The organism is Cyclonatronum proteinivorum (assembly GCF_003353065.1).
GTDB lineage: Bacteria > Bacteroidota > Rhodothermia > Balneolales > Cyclonatronaceae > Cyclonatronum > Cyclonatronum proteinivorum.
Genome location: NZ_CP027806.1, coordinates 1817093 through 1843141, shown reverse-complemented (window position 1 = coordinate 1843141; position 26049 = coordinate 1817093). Strand labels below are relative to the sequence as shown.

At 52.8% G+C, this 26049-nt stretch carries 19 protein-coding genes; 16 read left to right on the top strand and 3 right to left on the bottom strand.

The window, feature by feature from the left end:
* Window positions 1-45 precede the first annotated feature (45 nt).
* The 11 genes from CYPRO_RS07220 (at window position 46) to CYPRO_RS07170 (ending at window position 15307) form a co-directional block, all read left to right on the top strand.
* On the top strand, window positions 46-3108 hold the full coding sequence (locus tag CYPRO_RS07220) for a PAS domain S-box protein (protein ID WP_114983976.1): 3063 nt from the start codon (window positions 46-48) through the stop codon (window positions 3106-3108).
* Window positions 3109-3700: 592 nt separating this feature from the next.
* Window positions 3701-4825, top strand: a complete 1125-nt coding sequence (locus tag CYPRO_RS07215) for an efflux RND transporter periplasmic adaptor subunit (protein WP_164682622.1) — start codon at window positions 3701-3703, stop codon at window positions 4823-4825.
* A gap of 60 nt (window positions 4826-4885) precedes the next feature.
* Window positions 4886-8047, top strand: a complete 3162-nt coding sequence (locus CYPRO_RS07210) for an efflux RND transporter permease subunit (RefSeq protein ID WP_114983974.1) — start codon at window positions 4886-4888, stop codon at window positions 8045-8047.
* Window positions 8044-9477: a TolC family protein gene (locus CYPRO_RS07205; RefSeq protein WP_114983973.1), complete on the top strand. Its 1434-nt coding sequence runs from the start codon at window positions 8044-8046 to the stop codon at window positions 9475-9477. The genes CYPRO_RS07210 and CYPRO_RS07205 overlap by 4 nt, the downstream gene beginning before the upstream one ends.
* Window positions 9478-10151: 674 nt before the next feature.
* Window positions 10152-11339, top strand: coding sequence for an AAA family ATPase (locus tag CYPRO_RS07200; protein ID WP_114983972.1), 1188 nt, complete (start codon window positions 10152-10154; stop codon window positions 11337-11339).
* Window positions 11314-11907, top strand: coding sequence for a DUF4276 family protein (locus CYPRO_RS07195; RefSeq protein ID WP_124245559.1), 594 nt, complete (start codon window positions 11314-11316; stop codon window positions 11905-11907). The genes CYPRO_RS07200 and CYPRO_RS07195 overlap by 26 nt, the downstream gene beginning before the upstream one ends.
* Before the next feature lie 119 nt (window positions 11908-12026).
* Window positions 12027-13265: an AAA family ATPase gene (locus CYPRO_RS07190; protein WP_114983970.1), complete on the top strand. Its 1239-nt coding sequence runs from the start codon at window positions 12027-12029 to the stop codon at window positions 13263-13265.
* Window positions 13262-13768: a hypothetical protein gene (locus tag CYPRO_RS07185; RefSeq protein ID WP_114983969.1), complete on the top strand. Its 507-nt coding sequence runs from the start codon at window positions 13262-13264 to the stop codon at window positions 13766-13768. Before CYPRO_RS07190 ends, CYPRO_RS07185 begins: the two co-directional genes overlap by 4 nt.
* A gap of 208 nt (window positions 13769-13976) precedes the next feature.
* Window positions 13977-14339: a nucleoside deaminase gene (locus tag CYPRO_RS07180; RefSeq protein WP_333473004.1), complete on the top strand. Its 363-nt coding sequence runs from the start codon at window positions 13977-13979 to the stop codon at window positions 14337-14339.
* 225 nt (window positions 14340-14564) lie between these two features.
* A complete protein-coding gene (locus CYPRO_RS07175; RefSeq protein ID WP_114983968.1) occupies window positions 14565-14975 on the top strand; it encodes an HI0074 family nucleotidyltransferase substrate-binding subunit in 411 nt (136 codons plus the stop codon).
* 35 nt (window positions 14976-15010) lie between these two features.
* On the top strand, window positions 15011-15307 hold the full coding sequence (locus CYPRO_RS07170; protein WP_114983967.1) for a nucleotidyltransferase domain-containing protein: 297 nt from the start codon (window positions 15011-15013) through the stop codon (window positions 15305-15307).
* A gap of 166 nt (window positions 15308-15473) precedes the next feature.
* On the opposite strand, the gene CYPRO_RS07165 is transcribed toward CYPRO_RS07170, so the two are convergent.
* Window positions 15474-17849: a zinc-dependent metalloprotease gene (locus CYPRO_RS07165; RefSeq protein WP_114983966.1), complete on the bottom strand. Its 2376-nt coding sequence runs from the start codon at window positions 17847-17849 to the stop codon at window positions 15474-15476.
* 413 nt (window positions 17850-18262) lie between these two features.
* On the opposite strand from CYPRO_RS07165, the gene CYPRO_RS07160 reads away from it, so the two are divergent.
* On the top strand, window positions 18263-18742 hold the full coding sequence (locus tag CYPRO_RS07160) for a hypothetical protein (RefSeq protein WP_114983965.1): 480 nt from the start codon (window positions 18263-18265) through the stop codon (window positions 18740-18742).
* A gap of 115 nt (window positions 18743-18857) precedes the next feature.
* Here CYPRO_RS07160 and CYPRO_RS07155 read toward each other — a convergent pair whose 3' ends face one another.
* Window positions 18858-19325, bottom strand: a complete 468-nt coding sequence (locus CYPRO_RS07155) for an SRPBCC family protein (protein WP_114983964.1) — start codon at window positions 19323-19325, stop codon at window positions 18858-18860.
* A gap of 251 nt (window positions 19326-19576) precedes the next feature.
* On the opposite strand from CYPRO_RS07155, the gene CYPRO_RS07150 reads away from it, so the two are divergent.
* From CYPRO_RS07150 to CYPRO_RS07140, 4 genes are all read left to right on the top strand, one after another.
* Complete coding sequence (locus tag CYPRO_RS07150) at window positions 19577-20971, top strand: DUF1302 family protein (RefSeq protein WP_124245558.1); 1395 nt, start codon at window positions 19577-19579, stop codon at window positions 20969-20971.
* Window positions 20972-21290: 319 nt separating this feature from the next.
* Window positions 21291-23585 (top strand): efflux RND transporter permease subunit, encoded by a 2295-nt coding sequence (locus CYPRO_RS07145; RefSeq protein ID WP_114983962.1) that lies wholly within the window; start codon window positions 21291-21293, stop codon window positions 23583-23585.
* Between the two features lie 27 nt (window positions 23586-23612).
* Window positions 23613-23765 (top strand): hypothetical protein, encoded by a 153-nt coding sequence (locus tag CYPRO_RS16555; RefSeq protein WP_164682620.1) that lies wholly within the window; start codon window positions 23613-23615, stop codon window positions 23763-23765.
* Window positions 23766-23895: 130 nt separating this feature from the next.
* Entirely contained in the window at window positions 23896-24120 is a 225-nt protein-coding gene (locus CYPRO_RS07140; protein WP_114983961.1) for an addiction module protein, read from the top strand.
* Between the two features lie 108 nt (window positions 24121-24228).
* Here the strand turns inward: CYPRO_RS07140 and arsA are convergent, their stop codons facing one another.
* The gene (gene arsA, locus CYPRO_RS07135) at window positions 24229-26022 is read right to left on the bottom strand and encodes an arsenical pump-driving ATPase (RefSeq protein ID WP_114983960.1); all 1794 of its coding nucleotides are present in this window, start codon (window positions 26020-26022) and stop codon (window positions 24229-24231) included.
* Window positions 26023-26049 lie beyond the last annotated feature (27 nt).

Below are 26049 nucleotides of genomic sequence, written 5' to 3'. Positions count from 1 at the left end.
TTTAAGCTAAAGCTTATTTTTTAATTCCGACCTTTTTTTGCTTTTATGCTTATTGGGATTTTAATCCTTGCCTTATTCCTGCAGAACAACCCTTTTGCTACAGACGCCGCTCCTGAATACGTAGTAAAACAGTACACCATAGCTGACGGACTGCCGCTCAATGCTGTTCAACGAATGGTACAGGCCAAAGACGGCTTCTTGTATATCACAACTTATGATGGGTTGGTGCGGTACGACGGGTATGAGTTTACAACCATGAACATGCTGAATGCACCCGGCCTGTCAACAAACCGCCTGCGCAGCATTGGCATAGATTCCGACGGGATAATTTGGGTAGCAAGCCCTTACGGAAATGTAAGCGCATTTGATGGCTTCACTTTCACCAATCATGATCAGACCAGCCTGACTGATCTGCCGCACTTCTCAGGCAGTGATGAAATAGCACATCAGATAGACCGGCTTGGTACTAAAAAAGGAGCAATCCTGCCCTTTATGCAGGATTTCGACCTGCGGGTAAGCGGAAATACGGTGTATTTTGATTCCGTTTCGGTTTCCATTAACGGGCAGTTCGTGATTGAAAACCAGGAGCTTCGCGGGGGATTTGAAGATCATGAAGGCACCATCTGGATTTTCACCCGTAACAACGGCATGTTTCAGATTAAGGAAAGTAAGGTGCGCAATTTTAACGGCAGCGATGACTTCCGGTTCAGAAACACCTACTCCATCGTGCAAAAAAGCCCGCAGGAATTGCTGGTGCAGGGCTTTCCCCGTTTCACGCTTAATATTGACCTCGAAACGTCAGCAGTAGAAAATCTTTTTTTTTTCGATGAAGCAAATCATGACGCCCAATACCTTTTTGTAAACCCGGTCGATCAGACCGTTTACGCTTCAACCGAGTCTTTTCCGCTCTTTGAATTAAAAAGCAATAGATGGGTTCAAGCTGACTGGTTAGATAGCCTGGAATTCCTTCCGCAGACGATCGTAACCGGCATGTACAAAACGTCTGATCATATTTTATTTGTCGGTTCAACAGACGGGCTGATTGTCCGCAAAGATGGGGCTGTTTTTCGTATTGAAGATAAAACAGGACAGCAAATCAATCGTGCGCGTGCATTCCTGAGCCTGCCTGATGGCAGTCTCCTCATTGGGACCAACGGCAACGGTCTGTTCAGGGTCAACACATCAGACTGGAGCTACAAGCGATATGTAACCGATGATGGTATCGCGAGTAATTTTGTACGTGATATACACAGCACTTCAAACGACACGATCTGGCTTGCTACACAAGACAGGGGTCTGAACCGGATTGTCTTTAATCCGGAAGGTGAGATCGTTGAAACCATTAGCGTTGGCACTTCCGACGGGCTGCTCAATCACGGGCTGCACCGCATTATCGCTGATCCGCACGGCTACTTGTGGGTCAATTCCAACGGCGGCATTATGCGATTTTCAGAACAAAACCTTAATGCCTTTGCGAACCGGGAGACGAGTCAGCTGCTCATCCTTAAACTTACAGACGAGCAAGGGCTTCGCAATAATGAAGGTAACGGAGGCGTCAGCAACTCGGGCACCCTGCTCGATAATGGCCTGATCGTTTTTCCCAATCAGGTAGGGCTCGTGATTATTAATCCCGATGAGTTTCTGAACATTGGTGCCGATAACCTGAGTCAGCCGGTTATCGACCGGGTTTCTTTTAATGACCAAAGCCTGCAGGCCGGATTGTTTGAAAGCATTGCCCTCCCGCTGGGTGAACGGGATTTCAGGGTGAGCTTTACGCTGCCGAATTTTCGTAACCCCGACATGATTACGTTTTCTTATCAGCTTGAAGGGCTTCAAAGAACCTGGCGCCGCCCCGTTTCCGGTCGAACAGCGGTATTTACAAATGTACCTCCCGGAGAGTACCTGTTGCGCGTCCGTGTAACGGGTCCTGACGGCACACCTGTTTTTGCAAGCATGCCGGTTGTCGTTCCCCCTTTCTTTTATGAAACAATCTGGTTCTACCTCCTCTGCGGATTTTTATTTTTAGGCGCGTTAGCCTTTATACACCGGTATCGGACCGAACAGCTGCGACTTAAAGAACTGCGCACCCGAAGCCTGCTGGAACTGCAAACCTGCTATGTTATCCGTACCGATCTTGCGGGAAATTACACCTACGCAAACCCCAAATTTCTGGAAACCTTTGGGTTTTTGTATAAGAAAGATGAGGGTGGCCCGATACCTTATTCCGGTATCAATTGCATGAGTTCCATTCATTCAGAAGATCAGCCGAAGGTTGTTGAAACCATTGCAGAGCTGATGCAAAACCCTGGTAAAGTGATTCAGGTTGACATGCGAAAACCACTTGAAGACGGCTCTTACGCCTATACCTTATGGGACTTTTCAATCATCTTTAAACCCAACGGGAAACCCGGCGAAGTGCAGTGTGTAGGTATCGACTACACCGACCGGAAGAAACAGGAACGTCTCCTAAAAGAGAGTGAGCACAAACTGCAGCGTACCATTGAATCCGTGCCGCACCCGCTTGTCATTATCGGAGAGGACCTGGAAATTGAGTTTGTGAATGAAGAATTTGAACGCGTTATCGGGTACACCGAAGAAGAAATACTGCATACCGATGTTACAAAACTACTGCCTGATGCGGACAGCAAAGCAAGGGCACGCCGTTTATGGTCCTACCTTCGCGCGTCAAGCCGCGCAAAAAAAGTACCCGGTTTCATCACAGTTAAAACAAAAAGCGGCGGGGAGCTTTCCGTTTTTCTAAGTCTGAATCATTTCATCGCCGGAGACAAAAAGCTTTCCATCCTGATTTTACAGGATGTGACCGAGCTCAAAATGCGGCAGGATGTCATCCTCAAACAAAATAAAACCCTGCGCGATATTGCCTGGCATCAGTCGCATGTCGTGCGCAGACCGGTAGCCAACATTCTGGGTGTCGTTGATCTCATCCAAAATTACCCCGAAGAAACCCTGAGCCAACAGGCTGAGCTGCTTGATATGCTGAAGGAAACAACCCGAGAGCTCGATGAAATCGTGAAAGATCTCGTGCGCAAATCCAACGAAAGCGAATTTGCAGAAGACGCTTCTGATGATTCTTTAAAGTCCGGATGAGGCAGCTTTCAGAGTGCAGAGTTCAGAATGCAGAGTTCAGAATGCAGAGTGCAGAGTTGTTGATTGTTGATGCCTAAATACGGTTGACGTTTTAGTTGAGATGAAACATTTTTGTGGCGGTGAGTTTTGTGGATCTTCCGGATGCTTTGAGGGGTATCCGGGCAGATCATGCGAAGGGGATCTCTCACATGATACTTCGATGGGTTTCCCGGTTTAGCTTTGCTTCAAAGCTTTGAGGAGTGCAGTGGCATGTCCCGCTGTTCGAGATGACACCTTTATTAATTCTTGGAGAGTGCAGAGTACAGAGTACAGAGTACAGAGTACAGAGTACAGAGTACAGAGTACAGAGTACAGAGTACAGAGTACAGAGTACAGAGTACAGAGTGCAGAGTGCAGAGTGCAGAGTTGTTGGGTTGTTGATGCCTGAATGTGGTTGATTGAAATTACCTGCGGTATCTGACAAGCTGACTGTTACGGCGGGGCGTTGAATCGGCTTTGGAGGGTTGTGAAATAGGGAAGATCGTATCAAACGATATCCCCGATGGCTCTGTTTATGTGCCCGTTCTCCCCTAATTCATTTCAGCCCAATAACATGAGCAAACAGAAACAGCGTCAGCGTTATGCCGCCTATGGCACGGCGGCAGGAATTCTCATTATCACCGTCATTTTACTGGCCCTGCTGCCTGATCGTCCCGAAGCCGGTGATCTCCCGCCGCAGGACAGGGTGCAGGAAGTTCCGGTGCTGCAATTCGAGTCGGGCGAGTTCCCGACTGAAATCCGCATTACGGGCCGGGTGCGTTCGGTGCAGCGGATTGAGCTGTTTTCTGAAGTGCAGGGTGTGCTGCAAAGTGGCGCGCGTCCTTTTCGCACGGGTAACCGCTTCCGTGCCGGGGAGGTGCTGCTGAGCCTTGACGATACCGAGGATCGTCTCGAAGTCTCCGCACAGCAAAGTCGCTTTCAGTCAGCTCTCGCCGCACTCCTGCCGACCATTCGTCTCGATTTCCCCGATCGTTTTGAAACCTGGGCAGCCTACACCGAGTCTATCACGCCGGGGGAAAACCTGCCGGAATTGCCCGAAATCAGCGACCGTACCGAGCACTTCTTCTTTTCCGGAAACGATATTTTTGGTCAATTCTTCGCCATACGGGCGGCAGAGAAGCGTCTGAGCAAATTCACCCTAACTGCGCCTTTCAGTGGCGAGCTGCGCATGGCGGACGCCTTTCCCGGCACGCTCATCACGCCGGGCACCAAACTGGGCGAGTTTTTCGGCGACACTTACGAACTCGAGACTTTTGTAAGCCTGAGCGAACTTGATTTCGTGGAAACCGGCAGCACTGTCAGTCTCCGGTCACCCGCCTTCCCCGAACCGCTTGAAGGCCGCATCACCCGCATTGGGCGCTCCGTTGACGCCTCAACGCAGGCCTTCCCCGTATTTGTGGAGGTCCGCTCCCCTGCCCTGCGCGAAGGGCTGTACCTTGACGGTCGCATACAAGGGCGCGTACTCGATGATGTAGCTGAAATCCCACGGCACCTGCTTACCCGAACCAATACCGTAATGGTCATTGAAGATGACATTGCGACACATCGTAGCGTCGAGCCGGTTTTCTTCAATACAGACACCGTGCTTGTGCGCGGGCTGAGCGCCGACGATCAGGTTATTGAACTGCGGGCGGGCACAACCCGTCTTGCCGGGGCCCGTGTACAGGCGGCTGACTAAGCCGGAAACACATCCCCCTAATCCCAACGATTTCAACAACCTGCAACCGGCCATATTTTCATGAGAGAACTTATTTCCTACTTCATCAGCTACAAATCGGTGGTGAATTTCACCCTTGTGCTGATTGTCATCATGGGGGCGCTCTTCTTTTCGAACCTGCGCTACTCCTTCTTCCCTGCCGAAGATGTCAGCTTCATCAACATCGATATCACCTGGGTTGGGGCTTCGCCTTCTGAAATTGAAGAAGCTGCCGTGGCCAAAATCGAAGACAACCTGCGGGGCGTGAGCGGCATTGAGCGCTTCACATCGGTTTCCCAAAACAGCTTTGCGAGCATTGAAGTAGAGTTGCAGGAGCGCGTTAATGCCGACAATGTATTGCTCGATATTCAGAACGCCGTCGATCAGATCACGACCTTTCCTACCACTATGGAAGACCCGGTCGTTTATAAGGTGGAAGTGCTCACTGACGCCATGACCATTGCACTTAGCGGAAGTCAGCCGCTTGAAGTCATCAAGGATCTCGCACGGGAGATTGAAAGCGATCTGCTGAATCAGCCGGGCATTTCAAAAGTGACGCTGGAAGGATACCCCGACGAAGAAATTGAAGTGACGGTCCGCGAAGAAACGCTGCGTGCTTTCGGCCTTACGCTTGGGGAAGTGAGCCGCGCCATTGCACAGGGCAACATCGAGCTGTTCGGGGGCACCATCCGGACCGGTCGCGAAGAAATTCAGCTCATCGCCGATTCCCGCGTTTTCTTTGCGCAGGACATGCGAAACCTGGTGATTCGCGCTACCCCTGATGGCGCGCAGGTCCTGCTGGGCGACATCGCGACCGTTGAGAATCGGTTTGAAGAGTCGCCAACCCGCCGCTTTCTTAACGGCATGCCCGCCGTAAGCATACGGGTTGACAACACAAGCGATGAAGATATTCTCGAAACCGTTGAATTTCTCCGAACCTACCTGGCAGACTTTAATGAAAACCGCGAAGACGTTCGTGCAACCATCATCAACGACCGTGCCGACGCCCTCGAAGAACGCATTCAGATTCTGGCGGATAATGCCTGGCAGGGTGCCCTGCTCGTGGTGATCGTACTGGGAATCTTCCTCAATTTCCGGCTCGCGCTCTGGGTTTCCCTGCAAATTCCGGTTGCCCTTTTGGGGATGATTATCTTTGCCGGTATTTGGGGCGTTACCGTGAATCAGCTCTCCATGTTCGGGGTGATTCTGGTGTTAGGGATTCTGGTCGATTACGGCGTTGTGGTCTCTGAAAACATCTATCAGCACTTCGAGCGCGGCAAAGACGCCATCAACGCGGCCATCGACGGCACTATGGAGCTCGTTGCGCCGCTCATGCTCTCCTTCACCACAACCGTAGCCGCCTTCTCACTGTTTTTCTTCATTGACGGGCGCCTCGGCGAGTTTTTCTCTGACATCTCCTTCGTGGTGATTGCGTCCAACATTGTTGCGCTTTTGGTCGGCTTCTTTCTGTTACCGGCGCTCATTGCTAATTCCAAATCGCTGCGCAAGGCCAACGTGCCCAACCGCTTTGAAAAAGGCTTCGACCGCATGTTCAAAGCCATCCTCACCAAATTTTATGCGCCTTCCCTGCGGTTCGGACTGCGCTTTCCGTTTGTGGTGATTCTCACGGTTGTCGGTCTTTTTATCGTCACCATTGGCGGATTCCGCAGCGGTACCATCACCGGCACCTTCTTTCCTAACATCGAGTTCGATGAGCTTTCGGTCAGCCTCCGTCTGCCGGCCGGGGCGAGCGATCTGGTGACCGAAGAAATCCTCATCGAAATTGAAGAAGCCATTGCGCGGGTCGATGAGCGCCTCACCGATCAGGCCGGCGGCACCTCCCCTATCCGCTACGTACAGCGAATTGTGGGTCCGCAGCCCAACACCGGACGCATTCAGGTAACCCTCACCAAGCCGGAAGAACGTGACGTGCTCGCCTTCTTCATTGCCGGCGAAATCCGCGATGAAGTCGGCGATGTGCCCGAAGCCGAAAACCTCTCCTTTGGGGCTGGCGCCGCTTTTGGTCAGCCCATTTCCATCTCGATGATTCACCGCTTCGACGACCTCGAAGAGCTGCGCGAAGTCAAAGAACTGCTCGTATCACGCCTCGACGCGGAAGACACCATCATCGACGTCGTGGATAATGATCAGATCGGGCAGCGGGAATTTAACCTCCGCCTCAAACCGCTTGCCGAGCTGCTCGGCTTCACCCTGCAGGACATCACAACGCAGGTGCGCGAAGCCTTTTTCGGGATAGAAGCGCAGAGCCTGCAGCGCGGCGATGAAGAAGTCAAGGTATGGGTGCGCTACGATGAAGCAACCCGTTCGGCACCGGCAAACCTCGAAGGTATGCGGATTCTCGGCCCTGATGGCGGCACCTTCTTCCTGCGCGACCTCGCAGAAATTGAAGAGCGCGAAACGGTTGTACTCATCAACCGGCGCGACGCCCGGCGCGAAATCAGCGTCGAAGCCGATGTCGCCTCCCTCGACATCCCCGTGCCCGCCGTGCTCGGCATGATCCGCAGCCGGATTCTGCCCGAAATTCAGGAGCAATATCCCTTCGTTGAATTCACCTTCGAAGGACAGGCCCGTCAGTCTGCCGACACAACCGATTCTGCGGCCAAAGCCGGCCCCATCATTCTGCTCATCATGCTCTTCATGATTCTGCTGAACGGCCGCTCCATCAGCCAAACCGTCGTCACCATTGCCATTCTCCCCTTCATCATCATCGGGGTCGCATGGGGACACGTCGTTTCCGGCATACCCCTCAGCATTTTTTCTTTTCTGGGGATGATCGCCCTGATCGGGATTCTGCTCAACAACATGTTCGTGCTGCTGTCGAGCTTCAACGAAAACCTCAAAGCCGGTCGCGGATTTGTGTCCTCCCTTTACCGCGCGGCGCTCTCCCGCTTCAAGCCCATCATGCTCACGGCCATCACAACGGCAGCGGGCCTCACCCCCCTGCTGCTCGGCACCTCAATCGGCGCGCAGTTCCTCAAACCAACGGCGGTGACCGTCTTCTACGGACTGCTGTTCGGCACCTTTCTCACCCTTGCCCTCGCACCCTGCCTCATGGTGCTCGCCAATCACGTGAAGCGTTTTGGCCTCTATCCTTTCCGCCGCCGCCTTGTCAGCAAGGAAGAAGTTGAAACCGCACGCATTGAACTCAAAAACATTGACACCCTAAAATCAGAAGTCCGATGAGCCGCTTTTCCCCCGTACTTACCATGCGCTTTGGCCTGTTTGCCGCTTGTTTTTTTCTGGTGTTTCGGGTGATGGCTTCACAGCCCGCACTTGCAGCCCCGGCAGCTACCGGCTCCGGATGGAGTGGTACCGAAGCGACGGCGGATACATCGCAGTCCGCCCCCATGACGCTGGAGCAAGCTTTCGAACGGGCGCTGCAGCACAATCACGCCATCCGGATCGAACGCCTGACCGAAGAACAGGCCCGGAACGACATCAGCCGGGGCAATGCGGGTCAGCTGCCGGTCATTGAGCTCAGCGGCAGCGCCGAGCTAAGCCGGAACAACACCGATCTCGAGCTTGCCAACTTCGACGATCCCGCAGCGGGCAACACCGCCATCACCGTAAACGGCGCTGAAAGCCGCACCTTTGAAGCGGGCGTCAACCTGCGCTACACCCTCTTCGACGGCTTCAGCGGACGCTACCGCTTTCGGCAGCTTCAACAGCTCGGAAGCCTCGCGGAGCTCAGCACCCGGATCACCATTGAGCAAACCCTGTTCGAAGTCGCACAGCGTTACTTTCAGGTGCTTGAAGCCAAAGAGCAGCTCGAGATTGAGCGCGAAAACCTGCGCAGCTCCGAGCTGCGGCTCGACTTCACCCGCGACGCCCGGCAGTTCGGCAATGCGCGTCAGCTTGATGTACTGAATGCCGAAGTCAATACCGGCAACGATCAGATCCGCGTAGAAGAAGCCCGGAACGCGCTCACCGAAGCCTGGCGTGCCCTGCAGCTGCTGCTCGGCATGGAAATCAGCCGGGACGACCAAACTCCGGCCCTGCACACCGGCTATGAACCCGACGCCGGTCTCATACTCGACACCCTGCTCCAAAGCGCGCTCGAGCGCAACGTGCGGGTAATGCTCAGCCAAAGCGAGCTCAGCCTCGCCGAAGTACAGCGTCAGCTTGCCGGCACCGGACGCTTTCCCGAACTCAGCCTGCAGGGTCGCTACGGCTACCTCAATCAGGAAAACGACGCCAATCAGCTGCATACACTTGAACAAAACGGCTTTAGCGCCTCCGTAAACCTGCGCTACGTGCTCTTCAACGGCTTCACGACGCGCCGTACTATCGAAAACGCCGCCATCGAACGCCGCAGCCGCGAAGAAAACCGGATTCAGGTACTGCGCTCAGTCGAGACCGATGTGCTCAACAGCTGGTCGGCCCTGCAGACCCAACAGCGCGCACTCCGCCTGTCCGAACAAACGGTCAGCGCCGCTGAGCTGCAGTTTCAGGAAGCCCAAGAAGCCGCGCGACAGGGCCGCGTCACCGCCATTGAGCTCCGCGACGCGCAGCTCACCCTGCTCGAAGCCCGCCTGCAGCAAACCCGAATCCGACAGGCCCTCCGCCTCCGCGAAATCGAACTGCTGCTCCTCAGCGGGATGATGGATATCTGAGTTTTCCGCACAGCGCTGATGGAACGCGGATTTTTCGGATTGGGCAGGATTTGCGGATTTCAGGATAAACAGGATGAGTTTTCTCCGGCTCTCTGTTGCCCGGACTAAAATCCCTCGTGCCCTTAGCGATATCCTTCGCGCACTTTGCGGTTAAACACCTTGCTTGATTACAGCATCAGATAGTTTGAACGCGAAGACGCAAAGGAGGCACAAAGGACGCTAAGGGTAAAGCGCTGATGGAACGCGGATGTTACGGGTTGGCGGGGATTGAATGCTGCTTCGTTTTTGAACAGGATTTTTAGGATTTCAGGATAAACAGGATGATTAGGAAGTCGACTGAAACACCAAACAACAAAACCACCCTCGTGTCAGGAAGGCAGGTAACGCCCCGGAGCACCAACATCAAAAAGCAAGGACTCATGAGACCGATTTGGGAGGTGTGGAATCAGCACGGCTGACCGTGATGCTCTCGGAGTTCCCCCCCCAAAAAACAAAGGCCGGGACAATCAGGATGCCGGTCGTCAGGCTTGGGATGTATGGGTTGGGTTTTCGCATCGCGGGCCGGCGTGCCGCTGATTCAGGACTGCGCGGGGTTTGTTAAGTCGGCCGGGGGTCGTAATTTGGAGGGTCGTGTGAAAGTTATTTAGTTTGCTCATTTCCAAGCCACCCTTCCGATGAAAATTGAGACCATCCGCCTGAAAAACTTCAAGGTTTTCCAAAATCTGGAAATCCGGGATCTGCCAAAGCTCGCTATTTTTGTAGGTGCCAACGGGAGCGGGAAATCGACTTTATTTGAGGTGTTTGCCTTTCTTTCGGAAGCCCTAAGTGGTAATGTGCGCAGCGCGCTCGCGGGAAGGGGCGGATTTCGGGAAGTGAAAAGCAGAGACAGTGAGGGGAACGTTGAGATTGAGCTGCAATTCCGGCTGGAAATCAGCGGTCGGGAGCGGCTTGTGACCTACCTGCTGGAGATCAGTGAAGAAGCGGGGCGTCCGGTTGTGGCCCGCGAAATTCTGAAATACAAGCGGGGGCGTTACGGCTCGCCTTATCATTTTCTGGATTTTGCGAGAGGCTCAGGCACGGCAATCACAAACGAGGAAGATTTCGACAAAAGCGATGAAGAACTGGAGCGGGAAGAACAAAAGCTGGGAAGTCCGGATATTCTGGCGATTAAGGGTCTGGGGCAGTTCGACCGGTTCAAGGCGGCAAGTGCGTTCCGCTCGTTTATTGAAAACTGGCACGTTTCGGATTTCCACATTTCGGAAGCACGCCCCGTAAGGGAGGCCGGCTACGCGGAACACCTTTCGCCTCGGGGCGATAATCTGGCACTCGTAGCACAGTTCATGTTTGAAAATCACCGGGAGGTATTTGATGCGCTGCTGGAGAAGATGGCGCAACGCGTGCCCGGCGTGCAGAAAGTTGAGGCGAAGCTGACTGAGGACGGACGCATTGTGCTGCGGTTTCAGGACGGCAATTTCAAGGACCCGTTTGTAGCGCGATTTGTTTCGGATGGCACCATCAAAATGTTTGCATATCTGCTGATGCTGCATGATCCGCAGCCGCACCCGCTGCTTTGTATCGAGGAACCCGAAAATCAGCTTTACCCAACCCTGCTGCCTGAGCTTCTGGAAGAATTCCGCATGTATGCAAACAAGGGCGGACAGGTTTTTGTGACCTCTCACAGTCCGGATTTCCTGAATGCGGCTGAAGCCGACGAGGTTTTTTGGCTGGACAAGCGGGAAGGCTACACGCAAATCAGGCGGGCATCAGACGACCCGTTTATTTCCGCACAGGTCAAAGCCGGAAACCCGCTCGGCTACCTGTGGAAATCGAACATGTTTGAAGGAAGTCACCCCAATGGATAGACGGGTTGAGATATTGGTTGAAGAACGGTCGATGGAGGAATTCCTGAAAGGATTTTTGCCGCGCATTCTGCCCGATGGTTTCAGCTTGGGATTCAATTGTTTCATTCATGCCCATGAAGGCAAACAGCACCTGATGAAGATGCTGCCTAACAGGCTTCGGGCTTATCAGTACTACCCTTTAGAGGTATTTTTGATTGTAATCCATGACCAGGATTCCGCTGACTGCCTTGAGGTAAAAGCCCGCATTCAGAAAATTATTTCTGAAAACGCCCCTCGCCTTCCGCACCTGATTCGTATTGCGTGCAGGGAACTTGAGAATTGGTATATCGGCGATCTGGCTGCAGTTGAACAGCTTTATCCTGCAAGTAAAAGCGCAAAACTTTCAAAAAAAGCCAAATTCAGAAACCCCGATTTACTGACCGGCAGTGATGAGCTTAAAATGATGACAAAAGAATTTTCAAAGATCAGCTGTGCCAGAAAAATCGCCTCTATTATTCAAATTGATGGAAACAAGTCTGTTAGTTTTGGTCATTTTGTGAGTGGGATTCGACGAATTTTGGGTAGATGATACTTACCTTAAATACAACAGCTTATAAAGTGATAAAAAACTTTAAATTCCACTCTAATCATCCTCACACACCGGCAATTTAGTATCTCATCTATCTTAAAACCCTAACGACTTCAGAAATGAGCAAAATCAGAATAAAGCATTTTGGTCCGATTCAGGAAGGCTTCCCGGATGAGGGGGGCTGGCTTGACATTAAAAAAGTGACCGTTTTTATTGGCAATCAGGGCTCCGGAAAGAGTACTGTTGCCAAGCTTATTTCTGCTTTTATGTGGGCTGAGAAGTCGCTTGTGCGGGGTGATTATACCCAAGAGTGGTTCGAAAAGAAAAGCAGGCTCAAAGATCAGCTGCTGCGCTATCACCGGCTTGACAGCTATCTGAAGTACAACGGCAGCGAGAGAAGTGCCCTTGAATATGAGGGGGAAGCCTGTCGGATTTTGTATCAGAACGGGACACTCTCGATCGAAGAACTTGACCGAAGAAGCTATCAGCTTCCGCAAATCATGTATGTGCCTTCCGAGCGTAATTTTGTCGCTTATGTGAAGTCTCCCAAAGAGCTCAAGCTATCATCTGATGCGCTCATGGAATTTCTGACCGCTTTTGAAAATGCAAAACAACATCTAAGCGGGTCGTTGCCCTTGCCGGTTAATCAAACACAACTGGAATTCGATAAGCTTAACGACACCCTCAACCTTCAGGGCGCGGGGTACAAAATCGGGTTGACAGAGGCTTCGAGTGGGTTTTTATCGCTTGTTCCGCTCTATCTCGTTTCGTGGCATCTTGCTGAAACGGTAAAAAAACAAAATGCATCCGCAAGGGAACCCATGAGCAGCGACGAGCTGCTGCGGTTCAAAAAAGGGGTTGAGGAAATATGGGCTAACGCCTCATTAACAGAAGAGCAGCGGCAGGCAGCCCTTACGGTGCTTTCGGCACGATTTACAAAAACAGCCTTCATCAATATCGTGGAAGAGCCGGAGCAGAACCTGTTTCCGGATTCGCAGCAACAGCTTTTGTACAGCCTGCTGGCGTTGAATAACCTAAATAGCGGCAATAAACTCATCATGACAACGCATAGTCCGTACCTGATCAACTTTCTGACCCTTGCAGCAAAAGCTGCAGACTTGAACAACCAAAATATGTCCGGATTGGATGGCGCAAAAGTACATCAGATTGTTCCGCATGCAGCCGCTACGCCCGGGGATGACCTTGCGGTTTATCAGTTCGATGAGCAAAATGGGTCGATTCGCAAGCTGCCATCCTACAACGGCCTGCCATCGGATGCGCATGAGCTGAACGCATCACTCGATAAAAGCAATGAATCGTTTGCAGAGCTTCTGGAAATACAACAACAAGGTCTATGAGAAAAACCTTCGCTCCGGAACATTGCAACAGTTTTACAGATGCGCAACTCTTCAGCCTGTGCGACAAACCACATCCGGCACAGGAACCGGCATACACTGATACCAATTCGCCCGAACGCTGGATTGCAACGGTTCATAACCCCGAGGGGCGTCAGCTGACCTTCACGGCCGTTGATCACTGCCTTGACTTACGGCGTGAAGACGGAAAAATGGGGAAGCGTTGTGACGGCATGCTACGCTATGACACAACAGTGATTTTCACGGAACTCAAACAGCGCCGGGACAAAGGCAGCGAATGGATCAAAACGGCTGAATCGCAGCTTAGGGAGACGATTTCCCACTTTGAAGTATGCGGGGAAGCCGGAACCTATAAGAAGAAAAGGGCTTATATCTGCAACAGCGAACAGCCGGCATTCAGGGTGAGTCAGATCGAGCGCATGGAGCGTTTCTTTCGGGAAACCGGCTACATTTTGCGCATCGAAGCCCGCATCAAAATCGACTAACCCCAACATTGCAACTAACCCCCAACTTCGCTAATCTCTTTTTAAGCGTACGGGGTTTTGCCCGGTTTTTTGATCACGATCTTCCCAATAGGAGTTCAACATGAATCATGCGGATTTTCTGGAGATGGCCTGTGCGGAGGGGTTGCGCGGCATGAATGCGAATGAGGGCGGGCCTTTTGGGGCGGTTGTTGTGCTCAATGGGTAAGTCATCGGGCGGGGACATAACCGGGTGACCTCAACCAATGACCCAACCGCACATGCCGAGGTCAAGGCCATCCGGATGGCGTGCAAAGAAATGGGGCAATTTCATCTGCCGGGTGCGGTGCTGTACAGCAGCTGCGAACCCTGCCCCATGTGTCTTGCCGCGGTGTATTGGGCGAATATCAGTGCGGTCTATTACGCGGCAACCCGGGACGAAGCCGCCGCAATCGGCTTCAATGACAAGTTCATCTATGATGAAATCCCGCTCGATCCGGAAGACCGCAGCATCCGCTTCGTGAACCTGAAATCGGAAAGCGCAGCAAAGCTTTTCGAGGCCTGGCGGCTGAAGGAGGACCGGAGGGCGTATTGACAACACAAACAAATGCGTAGTATTGGACGAGTACTACCAATTAGATTATTTTGTAGTACAGCACAAAAAAAGCCTCTGCATTTCCACAAAGGCTTAAGCTTAAAACTTGGTTACCTCCCCTTCCGGAAAGAGGCTTTACCAAGCATTACACCTCAATTATAGCAACGTTTTATCACCCGATCATAATCATTTGGCTGTAAGTGCCACACAACCAAAATAATCTTAATGCATAACGACTCACTTCAGCCTCACCCCTTTGCAGACTATCAAAAGATGATGTGCGCTACCCTGCAGCTTGTTGAGGAAGCTGATTTATCGCAGTTATCAGAACTTGAACTGCTCGGCTTATACAAGGGATTTGAGCTCACAGTAGATTTCGCTGTCAAAACCCTCAAAGACAAAATGGAAGACGATGGCATTGTGCTTCAACAACTTTCACCAAAGGGAATTCTGAGACAAGCCTGGCAGGCGAAGTATTTGGATGAGATCGAGCCGTGGATCAGTATGATCAATGACCGTAACCTGCTCAGCCATACCCACGACGCACACCTGCTCGTAAACGTCCTCCCCGCTGTGCAGCAAACCTACCTCCCGCTGCTGCGCAAATTGAGAGACGATTTGGAGGCTTTACCGTGAGAACTGTTGCAGGCATCCCTCCCAAGTATTTGAAAATGCTGAAGGAAATCCTGAGTCGCTATCACGAGGTCAATCAGGTTTTGCTGTACGGCTCAAGGGCGAAGGGGTGCGCAACGGAGCGCAGCGATGTTGACCTCGTCATCACCCAATCACAGGTAAGCCGCGATGTTGTCGGCAATATTTTGTCCGATCTCGAGGAAAGTGATATCCCCTATCTTGTTGATTTGCAGTCCGTTGAGAGCATTCAAAATCCTGATCTTCTCGAACATATCGAACGCGTTGGAAAGGTTGTGTATGAGCGGGCAGAAAACCGCCGGGCTGCTCAACAATAACATTCCGGTTTTGCGGGCAAGTAATACCCGAAAGATTTGCTGCGCTTCATATCATATGCGCAAGCTTTCCGCAAAAATATAAAACCCAACAAAGCCCTGCCTGAAGAACTCAGACAGGGCTTTGTATTTTCATAACATGATTCCCTAATCAGTAAGGAAACCCGGCTTAGACATCGAGCAAAGCGCTGATTTCATCGCGCATGTCTTCGAGGTGCATGCGGGTTTCGGGGTTTGCGGCATTGCCGATCTGACGTCCTATCTGCGTGTTGACCATGCGGAGGTTACCGCGTAAGAGCGCGCGGGTTTCTCCGGAAAGGTTGTCGCTATGGAGTCGGGTGCTGAGGACATCAACCCATGCGCGCTGCAGGTTGCGGCGGTACAGATCGATGTTGGGACGCGAGGTATCAAGCTCAGCCCAGACGCCCTGACGCACATCCCGCAGCATGTGCGCGACCCGGTACACTTCCATCTCGGAGCCGTGTGTGGTTTCAATCTCGGCCATACGGCGTATGCGCTGATCGCTGAGGAGCTGCATCAGCATCATCCGCTGCCCCTGCATGATCCGGTCGGGTCCGCCCTGCGGCTCGAACAAGCGAAGAATTTCCGGCGCCAGCAAGAAGTGCGGGGTCGAAAAGGCTTCATCAACCAGCCAGTCCATCGCTTCAACCTGACGGTAGCGGGCTACGGGCGTATGCACGACGCCTTCCTGACCATACACTTTCTGATGGCTGATAACCCCGCCGACCCAGGTCACGACGTGCCCGATGTAGCGGTTACGCTGCTGCACTACGTTGTTATACAGCTCTACGAGGGTGCTGTAATCCTGGCCTTCCTGACCGGCTGATTCCACGATGAAACCCATAATCCGTTCAAGATTGGCCATGCCGTAGGTGCTGCTTTTCACATGATTATCCCCGAGGGCTTCGCGCTGCTGCGTGGGATCAATGGTTGAGAGATTTCCGAAACGAAGCATGGGCTCATCCATCTGACGCGCCGCGATTTCGTTGAGAAACGGACGCTCTTCCTGTGGTGTGCCGGCTTCCGGGAAAGGCTTGTAGCCCCACTCTATCGAGAATTTATCATAGATGGAAACAATCGGAAACATGTACGCATCATCGCCGGGCTGCGCCACATAGTTCATGCGGGCGTAATCCATTATGGAAGGTGTTGTGCCGAACTGCTCGGTAAAGGTGCGGCTGCGGAGGCTGTCGGTTGGTACCATACCGCTGGATTTCATGTTGTGCGGCAGACCGAGGGTGTGTCCCACTTCGTGGGCGACTACGTACTGCACGAGTCGGCCCATGAGGTCGTCTTCCATCGGGAGGTTGCGGGCCCGCTCATCGACGGCTGCGCCCTGCACAAAGTACCAGTTTCGGAGGAGATTCATCACGTTGTGATACATCCCGATAGATGAGGTGATGATTTCCCCGCTGCGCGGATCGTGAACGTGCGGTCCGTAAGCATTCATGATTTGCGACGGATACCAGCGCACGGTTGGGAAGCGGATGTCTTCCGGACTCCAGTCGGGATCTTCTTCCGGGGTTGGCCCCATTTTCGCAATGATGGCATTGGTGAAGCCTGCCTGTTCGAATGCCGGCTGCCAGTCTTCCACTCCCTGCTTCACGAAGGGAATCAGCCACTCCGGCGTCGCAGGATCAACCCAGAAGGTGATGGGTTTTACGGGATCAGAAAGCGCTGCGTCGGGATCCTGCTTTTCGAGCCGCCAACGGGTGATCATGCGGCGGCGATCCGCACGGTGCTCCGGACTGCTGAAATCAACCGTGGAAACGGAGAAATAGCCCACACGCTCGTCGTGCAAACGGGGCATCATCGGGGTCTCGGGCAGGCGCATCATGGAGTGATTCATCTTCACAGAAATGGTGCCGAGGGTCCAGCTGTTGGGCACGCGGTCGGCCTCAAAGGTGAGCACGCTGCGGACTTCAATATTCTCGGGGAAGGCGCGCACGCGGTCAACGAAACTGCGGTTCGGGTCAAGCCGGCGGGCCTGAAACCTGCGGCGGGGCGTCATTTCGGCAACATCGGTATTGAAAAGACGGGACACATCCACCACTACCGCGGTGGAATCCGGGTTCCAGGTCTCTATGCTGAAGGAAGCGATAATCGGGGCAAAGGAAGAGGCCTGCACGCCCCGAAAAATATTGTCGCTCGAATCCGCGGTGATGTTGTACATCATAGAGCGGAACAGGATACGGTCGTGATGTTTTTCCCAGCGAACGACCTGATTGTTCAGGCGCTGCCCGCCGTAGCCGAGACCAACCTGCGTTTCAGCCATACGGCTGACGAGTAACATATCGCGGTCAAGCTCGGCAAGCGGGATTTCGTAGAAAAGCTTTCCGTCATTCATCACAACGGTAAACAAACCCGTCTCCATAAAATCAGGCTCATCCATCAGACGCTCGTAGTCTGACTGCTGCACCCGCTGCGGACGCTCTTCGGACTGCTGCGCCGCCTGCTGACCGGAAGCACAGCCCCCGAGAACAAGCGCACCGGCAATCAACATACTGTACAGATATTGCTTCATATATAAAGGTTTAAGTGAAAGATTACGAAGTCTGAATTAATTGAGCTTTCGCCAATAAACCAACTTCAGAATCTCATACAGGCATTGCTTTTACATTGGAAAGTAAGTTTAACCCGCATTATTCACAATTAAACAGGATTTATTTGCTAAGTGTATGTTTAAATTTGCCTTAGCTACAAAAACACCGGTAGCCCAAATTATAGTGTGGTGTAAAGGCAGCGAAAATTTCTTGGTGAATAATGCGGGTTAACAGCATGAAGGCCGTCGCGAAATGCACACAGGGTCTCCACACCTGCAATCCGTCCTTCCAATCCATCATATCCCTGCGCGCTGATGTGCCCTAACAAATCCAAAACTTTTTTTGTAGTTTATGGTACAAGTCTGATCTAACCATAAATAAAACATACACTCCCATGCTTTATGCCAGACATATTTTGCTAACGCTGATGATAAGCGTCGCGCTTTCAGCCGCTGTTCAGGGTCAGATGAGCACTTCCGAATCCTATGTTATACCCACGCAGCTTGGCGTATCGCTCTATCATGACGGTGAACTCCATTCAACCATACCGCAGGAATTTTTACCCGCTGAAAACCCTGTCTTTCAGAAAACATCGGATTTTCTCCCGCTTGACTTGTGGGCCGGTCAGATGTCTGCCTTGCAGCGGCAAGTGCGGGTACAGCAAAAGCTAAGCTTTTTCGGCCTATCAATTTTACCACCCGACTGGCGTCAGGGCATGCATGCACCAACAGGATCACACAGCTACCGAAGAAGCACCTTCCACCTTCAGCCGCCCGCAGAACAGCTCAGGCAGCAAATGGATGAGCCAAGGTCATCCTTCGATTATGTAGTGCGGGGCACATTGGGTGTAGTTGAGCTTTTGAGAGGACAGTAAGTACGTCAGTAAGCACAACCGTATTTCGCCTTATAAAACACAACAAAAAAAGCCGTGTACACTGTACACGGCTTTTTTTGTTAAGTCCGGAAACGAGATAAACTAAAAAAAGAGCTTAAACAGCGGCTTTTTCCTGATCGGCTGTTTCTTCTTTCTCTTTCAGGGTACCATTCTCGAGCGCGACTCTCAGGTTTTCCATGTCTTTCATGAGCAGCTCGTCAAGACCATTGATGAATTCATTGAGTTCACCTTCCGCTTCACCGAAGAAGGGACGATAATCAAGGCTGAAATCAACGCGGGTGCGGGTACCGTTTTCGAGAGGGGTGAACCGGATGGTACCTGTCTGATTCAGGTTACCGTTAATCGTAATCCACGCAAAACGGGTGTTGCGAAGATCATCGATGATGTTGGTTGTCCACTTAAAGTCTTCACCGCCAAATGTGGTTCTGTACTCGTAAGTTTGTGAATTTATCTTGATGACTTCCTTTATACCACTTAGAAAGAGCGGGAAATCCACGGGGGAGTTCATGCTTTCATAGACTTTGGCAAGGGGCAGGTTGACTTCAATAGATTGATGCGCCATATTGGTAAAAGTGCTTCGTGAAGTTTACGGGTTAGTATTCAAAACTGATGAAATCAGTCGGCTTGGGCAGGTAGCTAAATTACTACTACAACATTGCAAAATTAAGATTTTTTCCCGAAAATATCAATTTGCTTTTAATATGAATTTTTCTTCTCTTTCACTTGGGCACACTACAACCCAAATTTTGATTCCGCCCCCCATCAATGCCCTCCCTGAAATCAATTCCCTGTACGCGCTTTCCGGCGCGTTTTTTGTTTCCCATTGTCACTGCGCTGCTGTTTTGCCTCTGTTTCAGCCCCCCGTCCTTCGCGCAGTCAAGCTTTAGCGGATTTGTCAGCACCTATACGGCCTATACCACCACCCCGCCTCATACGCTGATTTCAGGCCGAAACCGCTTCCGTTCAACCTTCCTGCACGACTTTCCGGATGGCCGGATTTATGCCACCGGCGACCTTCGGCAGCTTTTCTCCGCTTCCACCGACTCCCTTGATTTCCGGGTGCGTGAACTTTATCTCGAGCTTTTTCTGGATTCATCCGATCTCAAAATCGGAAAACAAATTATCGTGTGGGGGCAAACCGAAGGCGACTTCATCTTCGATTTGGTCAGTCCTTTTGATCTCTCCGAGTTTCTCACGCAGGATTTTCGGGAATTAAGGGAAGGCGTAACGGCTGTGAACTACATCCGGTTTTTCGGACGAAATCAATTGCAGCTTATCGTTAACCCCGCCTTTGAACCCTCACGACTGCCTGCTTACGACGGTCCATGGGGCATTGTGCCGACCGATATATTCCCACTTCCCACTACATTTCTGCCCTATGAGTCCGGTGACATCCGCCTGCGCGATACGCAGCTTGCCGCCCGCTTTGCCTGGCGCGGCCTGAACAGCCTCGACCTCGATGTCGCCCTGATGTACTGGCGCACCCGAACCCCTGCCTACTTCAAACGCTTCGAAACGACGGCGCTGACCGAAGAGCTGCGGATACCCGAGCGCGTGATTCTGGAAGAACAATACCGCCCGTCCCTGATTCTGGGCTTCTGGGGCGAATACCGGCCCTCCAACCGCTTCAGCCTGCCGTTTGAACTTGCCTGGTTTCAGGAACGCCCTTTCGATACCCTGCCCGGACCGCTCACGATGTCGGACCTGCGGCTGCTTCAGGCCGGAGCCGACACCCCGCCTGACCTCCCGGTATCCGAGATCCTCGCCTTGCTCGAGCGGTTCAGTCAGACCCTCGCAGCCGGAGAAGACAGCGGATTCCTGACCTACACGCCCGCCCTCAAATGGATGACCGGCCTGCGGTTCTCGGCTTTGGGCTGGAACTGGAGCGCGCAGTACGTAGCGGATGTCATTCTCCGCCCTTCGTATGAGATCCTGCAGGACAACTGGTTTCACGGCCTCACCCTCACAAGCAACCGCAGCTTCTTCCGCGATCAGCTCAACGCCCGCATGCTGGGACGCTGGCAGTTTAACGGCCGCGATTTCTGGATCAATCCGGAGCTCAGCTGGAATGTACGGGACGGCCTCAACTTCACCGGCGGCGCGCAGCTCTTCGGCGGAGAAAGCCCGGACCCCGCCTATCCGCACCTCAGCTTCAGACAATACGGCGGCAACAGCCTGATTTACCTCTCGGCAAGCTGGTTCTTTTAAGCCGCAGGCATGCCTCAGAACTAAAATCCCGCCGGCATATTTATGATGATGTTGCTCATGTCAGTGGAAGACCACCTCGCTCCTCCCAAACACATCATAATAAACCGAACAATCAGGTAGCGCACAAAATAGCGCAGTCGCCTGCTTCACACATTCAGGGGGGGACAGCCATTTTTCTTCCAACTAAAATTACACGCTCAGGTCCGCAGACCGTGCACGAGCGTGCGAATCATGCAGGCTGATGGAATGCCACCCGTACCTACAGCTGTTTGCGCTTGCTCACTACCAATGACTTACACCTTTTCCCGAATTTCCCTTTTTGGAACGTCTCGCTGATTTTATCATTTCGAACCGCAGGCCGGTATTGGCCATCGCGGTTATTCTGGTCATCGCCTCCATCTATCCTGTGCTTAATGTTGAAGCCGACTTCAGCCTCGAAGGCTTCTTCCCCGAGAACGATCCTACCATCGAGGCCTATCAGCTATTTTCCGAAGAATACGGGCGGGACGACAACGTAATCGCCATCGGGCTTTCACACCCGGATGTGCTTGAAGACGCCTTCATCGCCCGGCTGCGGGAGCTCGTGCGGGAGCTCGAAGACATTGATAACATCACCGACGTTCTCAGCCTGCTCGACGCGCAGCGGCTTCGCAATGTTGACGGGCGGCTCGTTGCCGAACCCTTCCTTAACGGCGAAATAGCCGACCGGCAGGCGCTTATGGAAGAGATCACTGCCGATCCGTTTGTGCAGGGGCTCTTCATCAGCAATGCCGCCGACTTCACCGCGATTTATATTGCGATAGATGAAGATCAGAACAATTTCCCGGTACGCGAGCAAATCATCGGGGATTTGATGCACATCCTGAGTGCGCAAAACGGGCTCGAATACTACGTCGCGGGCATTCCCTACTTCCGGAATCAGTATGTGAATGTGCTCAACAGCGAGATCATTTTCTACATCAGCATATCGTCCGTGCTCATCATCCTGCTGCTGTGGTTCCTCTTCCGGAATGTTCAGGGAATTGTCATACCCATCCTGATTGTGTGGCTCACCATCTTATTTACGGTCGTGATTTTGTGGGCCTCAGGCGGATATTTTGAAATTCTGACGAGCACCATTGCGCCCATTCTGCTCTGCGTCGGGGTCGCTGATTCGGTGCACATGCTGTCCAAATACAGGGACAACCGCATGGCCGGCATTGAAAAACCGCCGGCGGTGCGTGAAAGCCTCATCGTGCTGGGCAGCGCGACCTTCCTCACAAGCGTAACAACCGCGATCGGGTTTGCGACCCTGCTCACCAGCAACGTTGTGCCCATGCGCACCTTCGGGCTTTACACCGCCATCGGGGTTATGGTAGCCTATGTGATCACCATATTCCTTCTGCCCAACCTCATGCCCTATTTTAAGGATACGTCACCCGGCGGACTCCCCGGCGCGCGGGTGCACAACGCCATCGGCAATTTCCTGCAGGCCACCTTCCGCTTCTCCTTGCGGTATCACAAAGCGGTCGTGATCGGAACCCTGCTCGCAACCGTGCTCATCGCAACCGGGATCAGTCAGCTTAGGGTCAACGGCTTTGTTTTTGATGATGTAGGACGCGACTCCCCCCTGATTGCAGACAGCTACGTGATCGGTGAGCGCCTGAGTCCGCAGTTTCCGCTTGAAATCATCATCGACACCGGTCAGGATGACGGCATTACCGATCCGGACCTTCTGGCGCGGGTCGCCCTGCTGGAAGAAAAGCTCATCAGCTATGATGAAATCGAACGCAGCCGGTCGCTGACGACCCTGATGAAGCAAATACACCGCACCATGCAGCCTGAAGAAGCGGCCCTCAACCCGCTGCCCGACGCGCGTACCCTGCTCGCGCAGTACCTGCTGCTGATGGAAATCACCGACGCCGATGCCCTCGATCAGTTCACCGATTTTACCTACTCCCAAATCCGCGTTTCCGCACAGGCACACGACGCCGGTTCCTGGCGCATGAATCAGATCCGGGCCGAGCTGCTCGATTTTATTTCGGATACCTTCCCGAATGAAAGTATCACCATGACCGGGACCACCATTCTCGTGGCCGACCTCACCGATAATATCGTGCGCTCGCTCGCCTCAAGCATTGGCCTTGCTTTCGTTTTCATATCGCTGATCATGGCCTGGCTGTTCCGGAACTTCAAACTCGTGATCATTTCCCTGCTGCCCAACATCATGCCGCTGCTCGTGATTGCCGGGGTGATGGGATATTTCGGCATTGAGATTAAGCCCTCCACCGCCGTCATCTTTACGATCGCATTCGGGATTGCTGTGGATGACAGCATTCACTTTCTCGCCCGCTTCCGGATTGAAAGCCGGCGCGGTCGCACCCTCATCGACGCGGTTCGGGTCACGACCGAAAAAACCGGACGCGCCATCATCCTCACAAGCGCCATCCTGCTTGTAGGCTTCGGCACCCTCGGCAACAGCGAATTCGACTCCACCATGTACATGGGTCAGCTCGTAAGCATCACCATCTTCACCGCCATCATCGCCGACCTCTTCTTCCTGCCAGCCCTCATCTACTGGTTCAAACCCAACATGCGCGCCTTGAGGGGGGAATTTCCCATCAAAGGCGTGTGATGAAGGCAGGTAAAGATAATCTTCGCAATGCGCTGCGTTTTCCGCGACATAAGGTACGAAAACCGAAATCAGAAATGGTTTCAGCTCCTCTTCAGCGGCAGGGAGTGGACACCCCTGATGAAAGCCCTTGCGCTCATCGAACAGGTCGAGGAGTACAACGGAACACAAGCGGAGAGGTGAAGAGGGTGGGTTTGAGCTTTGCTTCTTTGTAATGGGGACTTATATTATCTTCTTTGAAACAAGACCTTAAGCCTCATTTTCAGTCAGTCATCTTTCTCCTATCGGAAATAAATTATCAATTCTGAAAACCATGACAGATCAGAATATTATTAACCAAGCGCTTAAACTTTCCAGCGAAAAACGCGCAGAACTGGCGCATTTGCTGATCGATAGCCTGCAAAAGGAAGAAGCATTTGCGTCGGAAGAAGCCTGGTCCAAAGAACTCAAGCGGCGTATTGAGGGCTACGAGCAAGGTGAGCGAACTGCAAAAGCATGGAGCGAAGTAAAGAAAAACGCTCAGGCACTTCTTGACTGATGAACAGGATGGCGGCTTTTACACCTGTCCGGGCAGTTTAAACAGGGCAAACATTTGCTGACAAACCCAATCAAAATCCACCACACAAAAATCGCAGCAAATCCCCCCTCAAGATAACTTCTCCGAAACCGTCACCATCTGCATCATCACCGGTTCATCCACAATGAAAGGCACGCCATAAAGCAGCTTTGCTTCCTTCTGTTCGATACGTTTCAGCAGCGGCTTTTCGGCAGCGGCCCGCAGTTGCAAGATCGGGTCGGACAGCCCGGAAGCGGCCGCGCTCATGCGCATGCTCATGCTCTGATTGGCAATCCACGCATACGGCTCGATGCCTGATCGCCGGAGGTCATCCTGCAGTTTGGAAGCTTCCGAAACCGGAGTTGTTTCGGGCAGCGTAATCAGCAGCAGTTTGGTGAAGGCCGGATCCTGTAAATAGCGCAGCGGCGTCTTGAGTTTGTCTGTATCCAAACCGCTGTTGCGCATCACTTCCCGGTGATAGCTGCCGGTCGTGTCGAGCAGCAGCAGGGTGTGACCGGTAGGCGCGGTGTCAACGACCACAAATTTTCGTTTGGCCTGATGGATCGCCTTCGAAAACGCATGAAATACGGCGACCTCCTCCGTGCAGGGCGATTCCAGGTCCTCTTTCAGCAGCCGCAGTTCCTCCCCGGATTTGTCCTTGCCTTTCTGCCGCAACACTTTTTCGATGTACGCCCGCTTTTCAGCCTGCGGATCAATCCGGTTGAGCTCCAGATTTTCCGGCAGGGTGATGCCCTCCAGATAATCCGATAAATGCGCTGCGGGATCGGTCGTCGTGAGGTGCACCGGATACCCTTTTTCGGCAAGCCGCAGCGCAAGGGCCGCAGCAATCACCGTTTTCCCGACGCCGCCCTTGCCCATCGTCATAATCAGGCCGTGATCAGCGTCCTGTGTCAGGTCTTCGGTCAGTTGATTCAGATCCGGCAATGCGGTCTCCGGGCCATCCGAAAGCACGGTTTCACGCACCCGCTCGGCTTCCTGTTTGTCCAGCGGCTCGAAAACCTGCCGCAGCCTTTCAATGCCGAGCAGATTCCACGGTCGCAGCGGAAAGCTGTGATGCGTCAGGTTTTTGAGCCGTTCCGGCATGTGTGCAATCGTCTCCTGCATTTTATCAGCGAGTTTCACAGCAAAAAGGTCGGTGTCATCGGTCGGTTCAAACAGCCCGTTTATCAGCAGTTCCTGATTCGAAAGGCCCATTTCCAGCAGCTCTTTACCGGAACGGTCCGCTTCCCGTAAAGCGGTTGTTTCCGGACGGGTGACCAAATAAATGGTCGTTGTTTTCGGATCTTTCAGTCGCTCAACCACTTTCCGGTACCGCGCCTGATTGGTTTTCAGGGCAGATGACGGCCCGATACAGGAAGCGCCCTCCGGATTCTCATCAATAAAGGCACTCCAGGCCGCCGGCAGCTCAAGCAGGCGCAGCGTGTGGCCGGTTGGGGCCGTGTCAAAAATGATCACATCATAGGGTTTGTGCTCCCCGTCACCGGCAATGTACCGCGCGAACTCATCAAAAGCGGCGATCTCCGTCGTACAGGCCCCGGAAAGCTCTTCCCGGATGCGGTCAAGGTCCCGCTGCGGCAGAATATCCTGCAGGGGCGAAACCACCCGCTGCCGGTACGCTTCGGCTGATTGCTCCGGGTCGATATTCACCACATGCAGTTCCGGCACGCCGTTTACCGGACCCACCTTTTCGGTCACCTCCGTTTCGAGCACGTCCTTCAGGTTGGATGCCGGATCGGTGCAAATCAGCAGCACCGATTTCCCGCTGTCGGCAAGCCGGATGGCCGTTGCGCTTGCAAGGGAAGTTTTGCCTACCCCGCCTTTGCCGGTGAAAAAAATATAGGGGGTCGGGTCAGATAAATTCATGGTGCATCTCTAAAATTTAAAATTATA

Bases quoted from the DNA above. Each gene is read 5' to 3' on its own strand.
- CYPRO_RS07155 (WP_114983964.1), bottom strand. From the start codon at position 19,325: ATGGCGCATCAATCTATTGAAGTCAACCTGCCCCTTGCCAAAGTCTAT.
- CYPRO_RS07205 (WP_114983973.1), top strand. From the start codon at position 8,044: ATGAGCCGCTTTTCCCCCGTACTTACCATGCGCTTTGGCCTGTTTGCC.
- CYPRO_RS07200 (WP_114983972.1), top strand. From the start codon at position 10,152: ATGAAAATTGAGACCATCCGCCTGAAAAACTTCAAGGTTTTCCAAAAT.
- arsA (WP_114983960.1), bottom strand. From the start codon at position 26,022: ATGAATTTATCTGACCCGACCCCCTATATTTTTTTCACCGGCAAAGGC.
- CYPRO_RS07175 (WP_114983968.1), top strand. From the start codon at position 14,565: ATGCATAACGACTCACTTCAGCCTCACCCCTTTGCAGACTATCAAAAG.
- CYPRO_RS07165 (WP_114983966.1), bottom strand. From the start codon at position 17,849: ATGAAGCAATATCTGTACAGTATGTTGATTGCCGGTGCGCTTGTTCTC.
- CYPRO_RS07220 (WP_114983976.1), top strand. From the start codon at position 46: ATGCTTATTGGGATTTTAATCCTTGCCTTATTCCTGCAGAACAACCCT.
- CYPRO_RS07160 (WP_114983965.1), top strand. From the start codon at position 18,263: ATGCTTTATGCCAGACATATTTTGCTAACGCTGATGATAAGCGTCGCG.
- CYPRO_RS07190 (WP_114983970.1), top strand. From the start codon at position 12,027: ATGAGCAAAATCAGAATAAAGCATTTTGGTCCGATTCAGGAAGGCTTC.
- CYPRO_RS07140 (WP_114983961.1), top strand. From the start codon at position 23,896: ATGACAGATCAGAATATTATTAACCAAGCGCTTAAACTTTCCAGCGAA.
- CYPRO_RS07210 (WP_114983974.1), top strand. From the start codon at position 4,886: ATGAGAGAACTTATTTCCTACTTCATCAGCTACAAATCGGTGGTGAAT.
- CYPRO_RS07185 (WP_114983969.1), top strand. From the start codon at position 13,262: ATGAGAAAAACCTTCGCTCCGGAACATTGCAACAGTTTTACAGATGCG.
- CYPRO_RS07215 (WP_164682622.1), top strand. From the start codon at position 3,701: ATGAGCAAACAGAAACAGCGTCAGCGTTATGCCGCCTATGGCACGGCG.
- CYPRO_RS16555 (WP_164682620.1), top strand. From the start codon at position 23,613: ATGCGCTGCGTTTTCCGCGACATAAGGTACGAAAACCGAAATCAGAAA.
- CYPRO_RS07170 (WP_114983967.1), top strand. From the start codon at position 15,011: ATGCTGAAGGAAATCCTGAGTCGCTATCACGAGGTCAATCAGGTTTTG.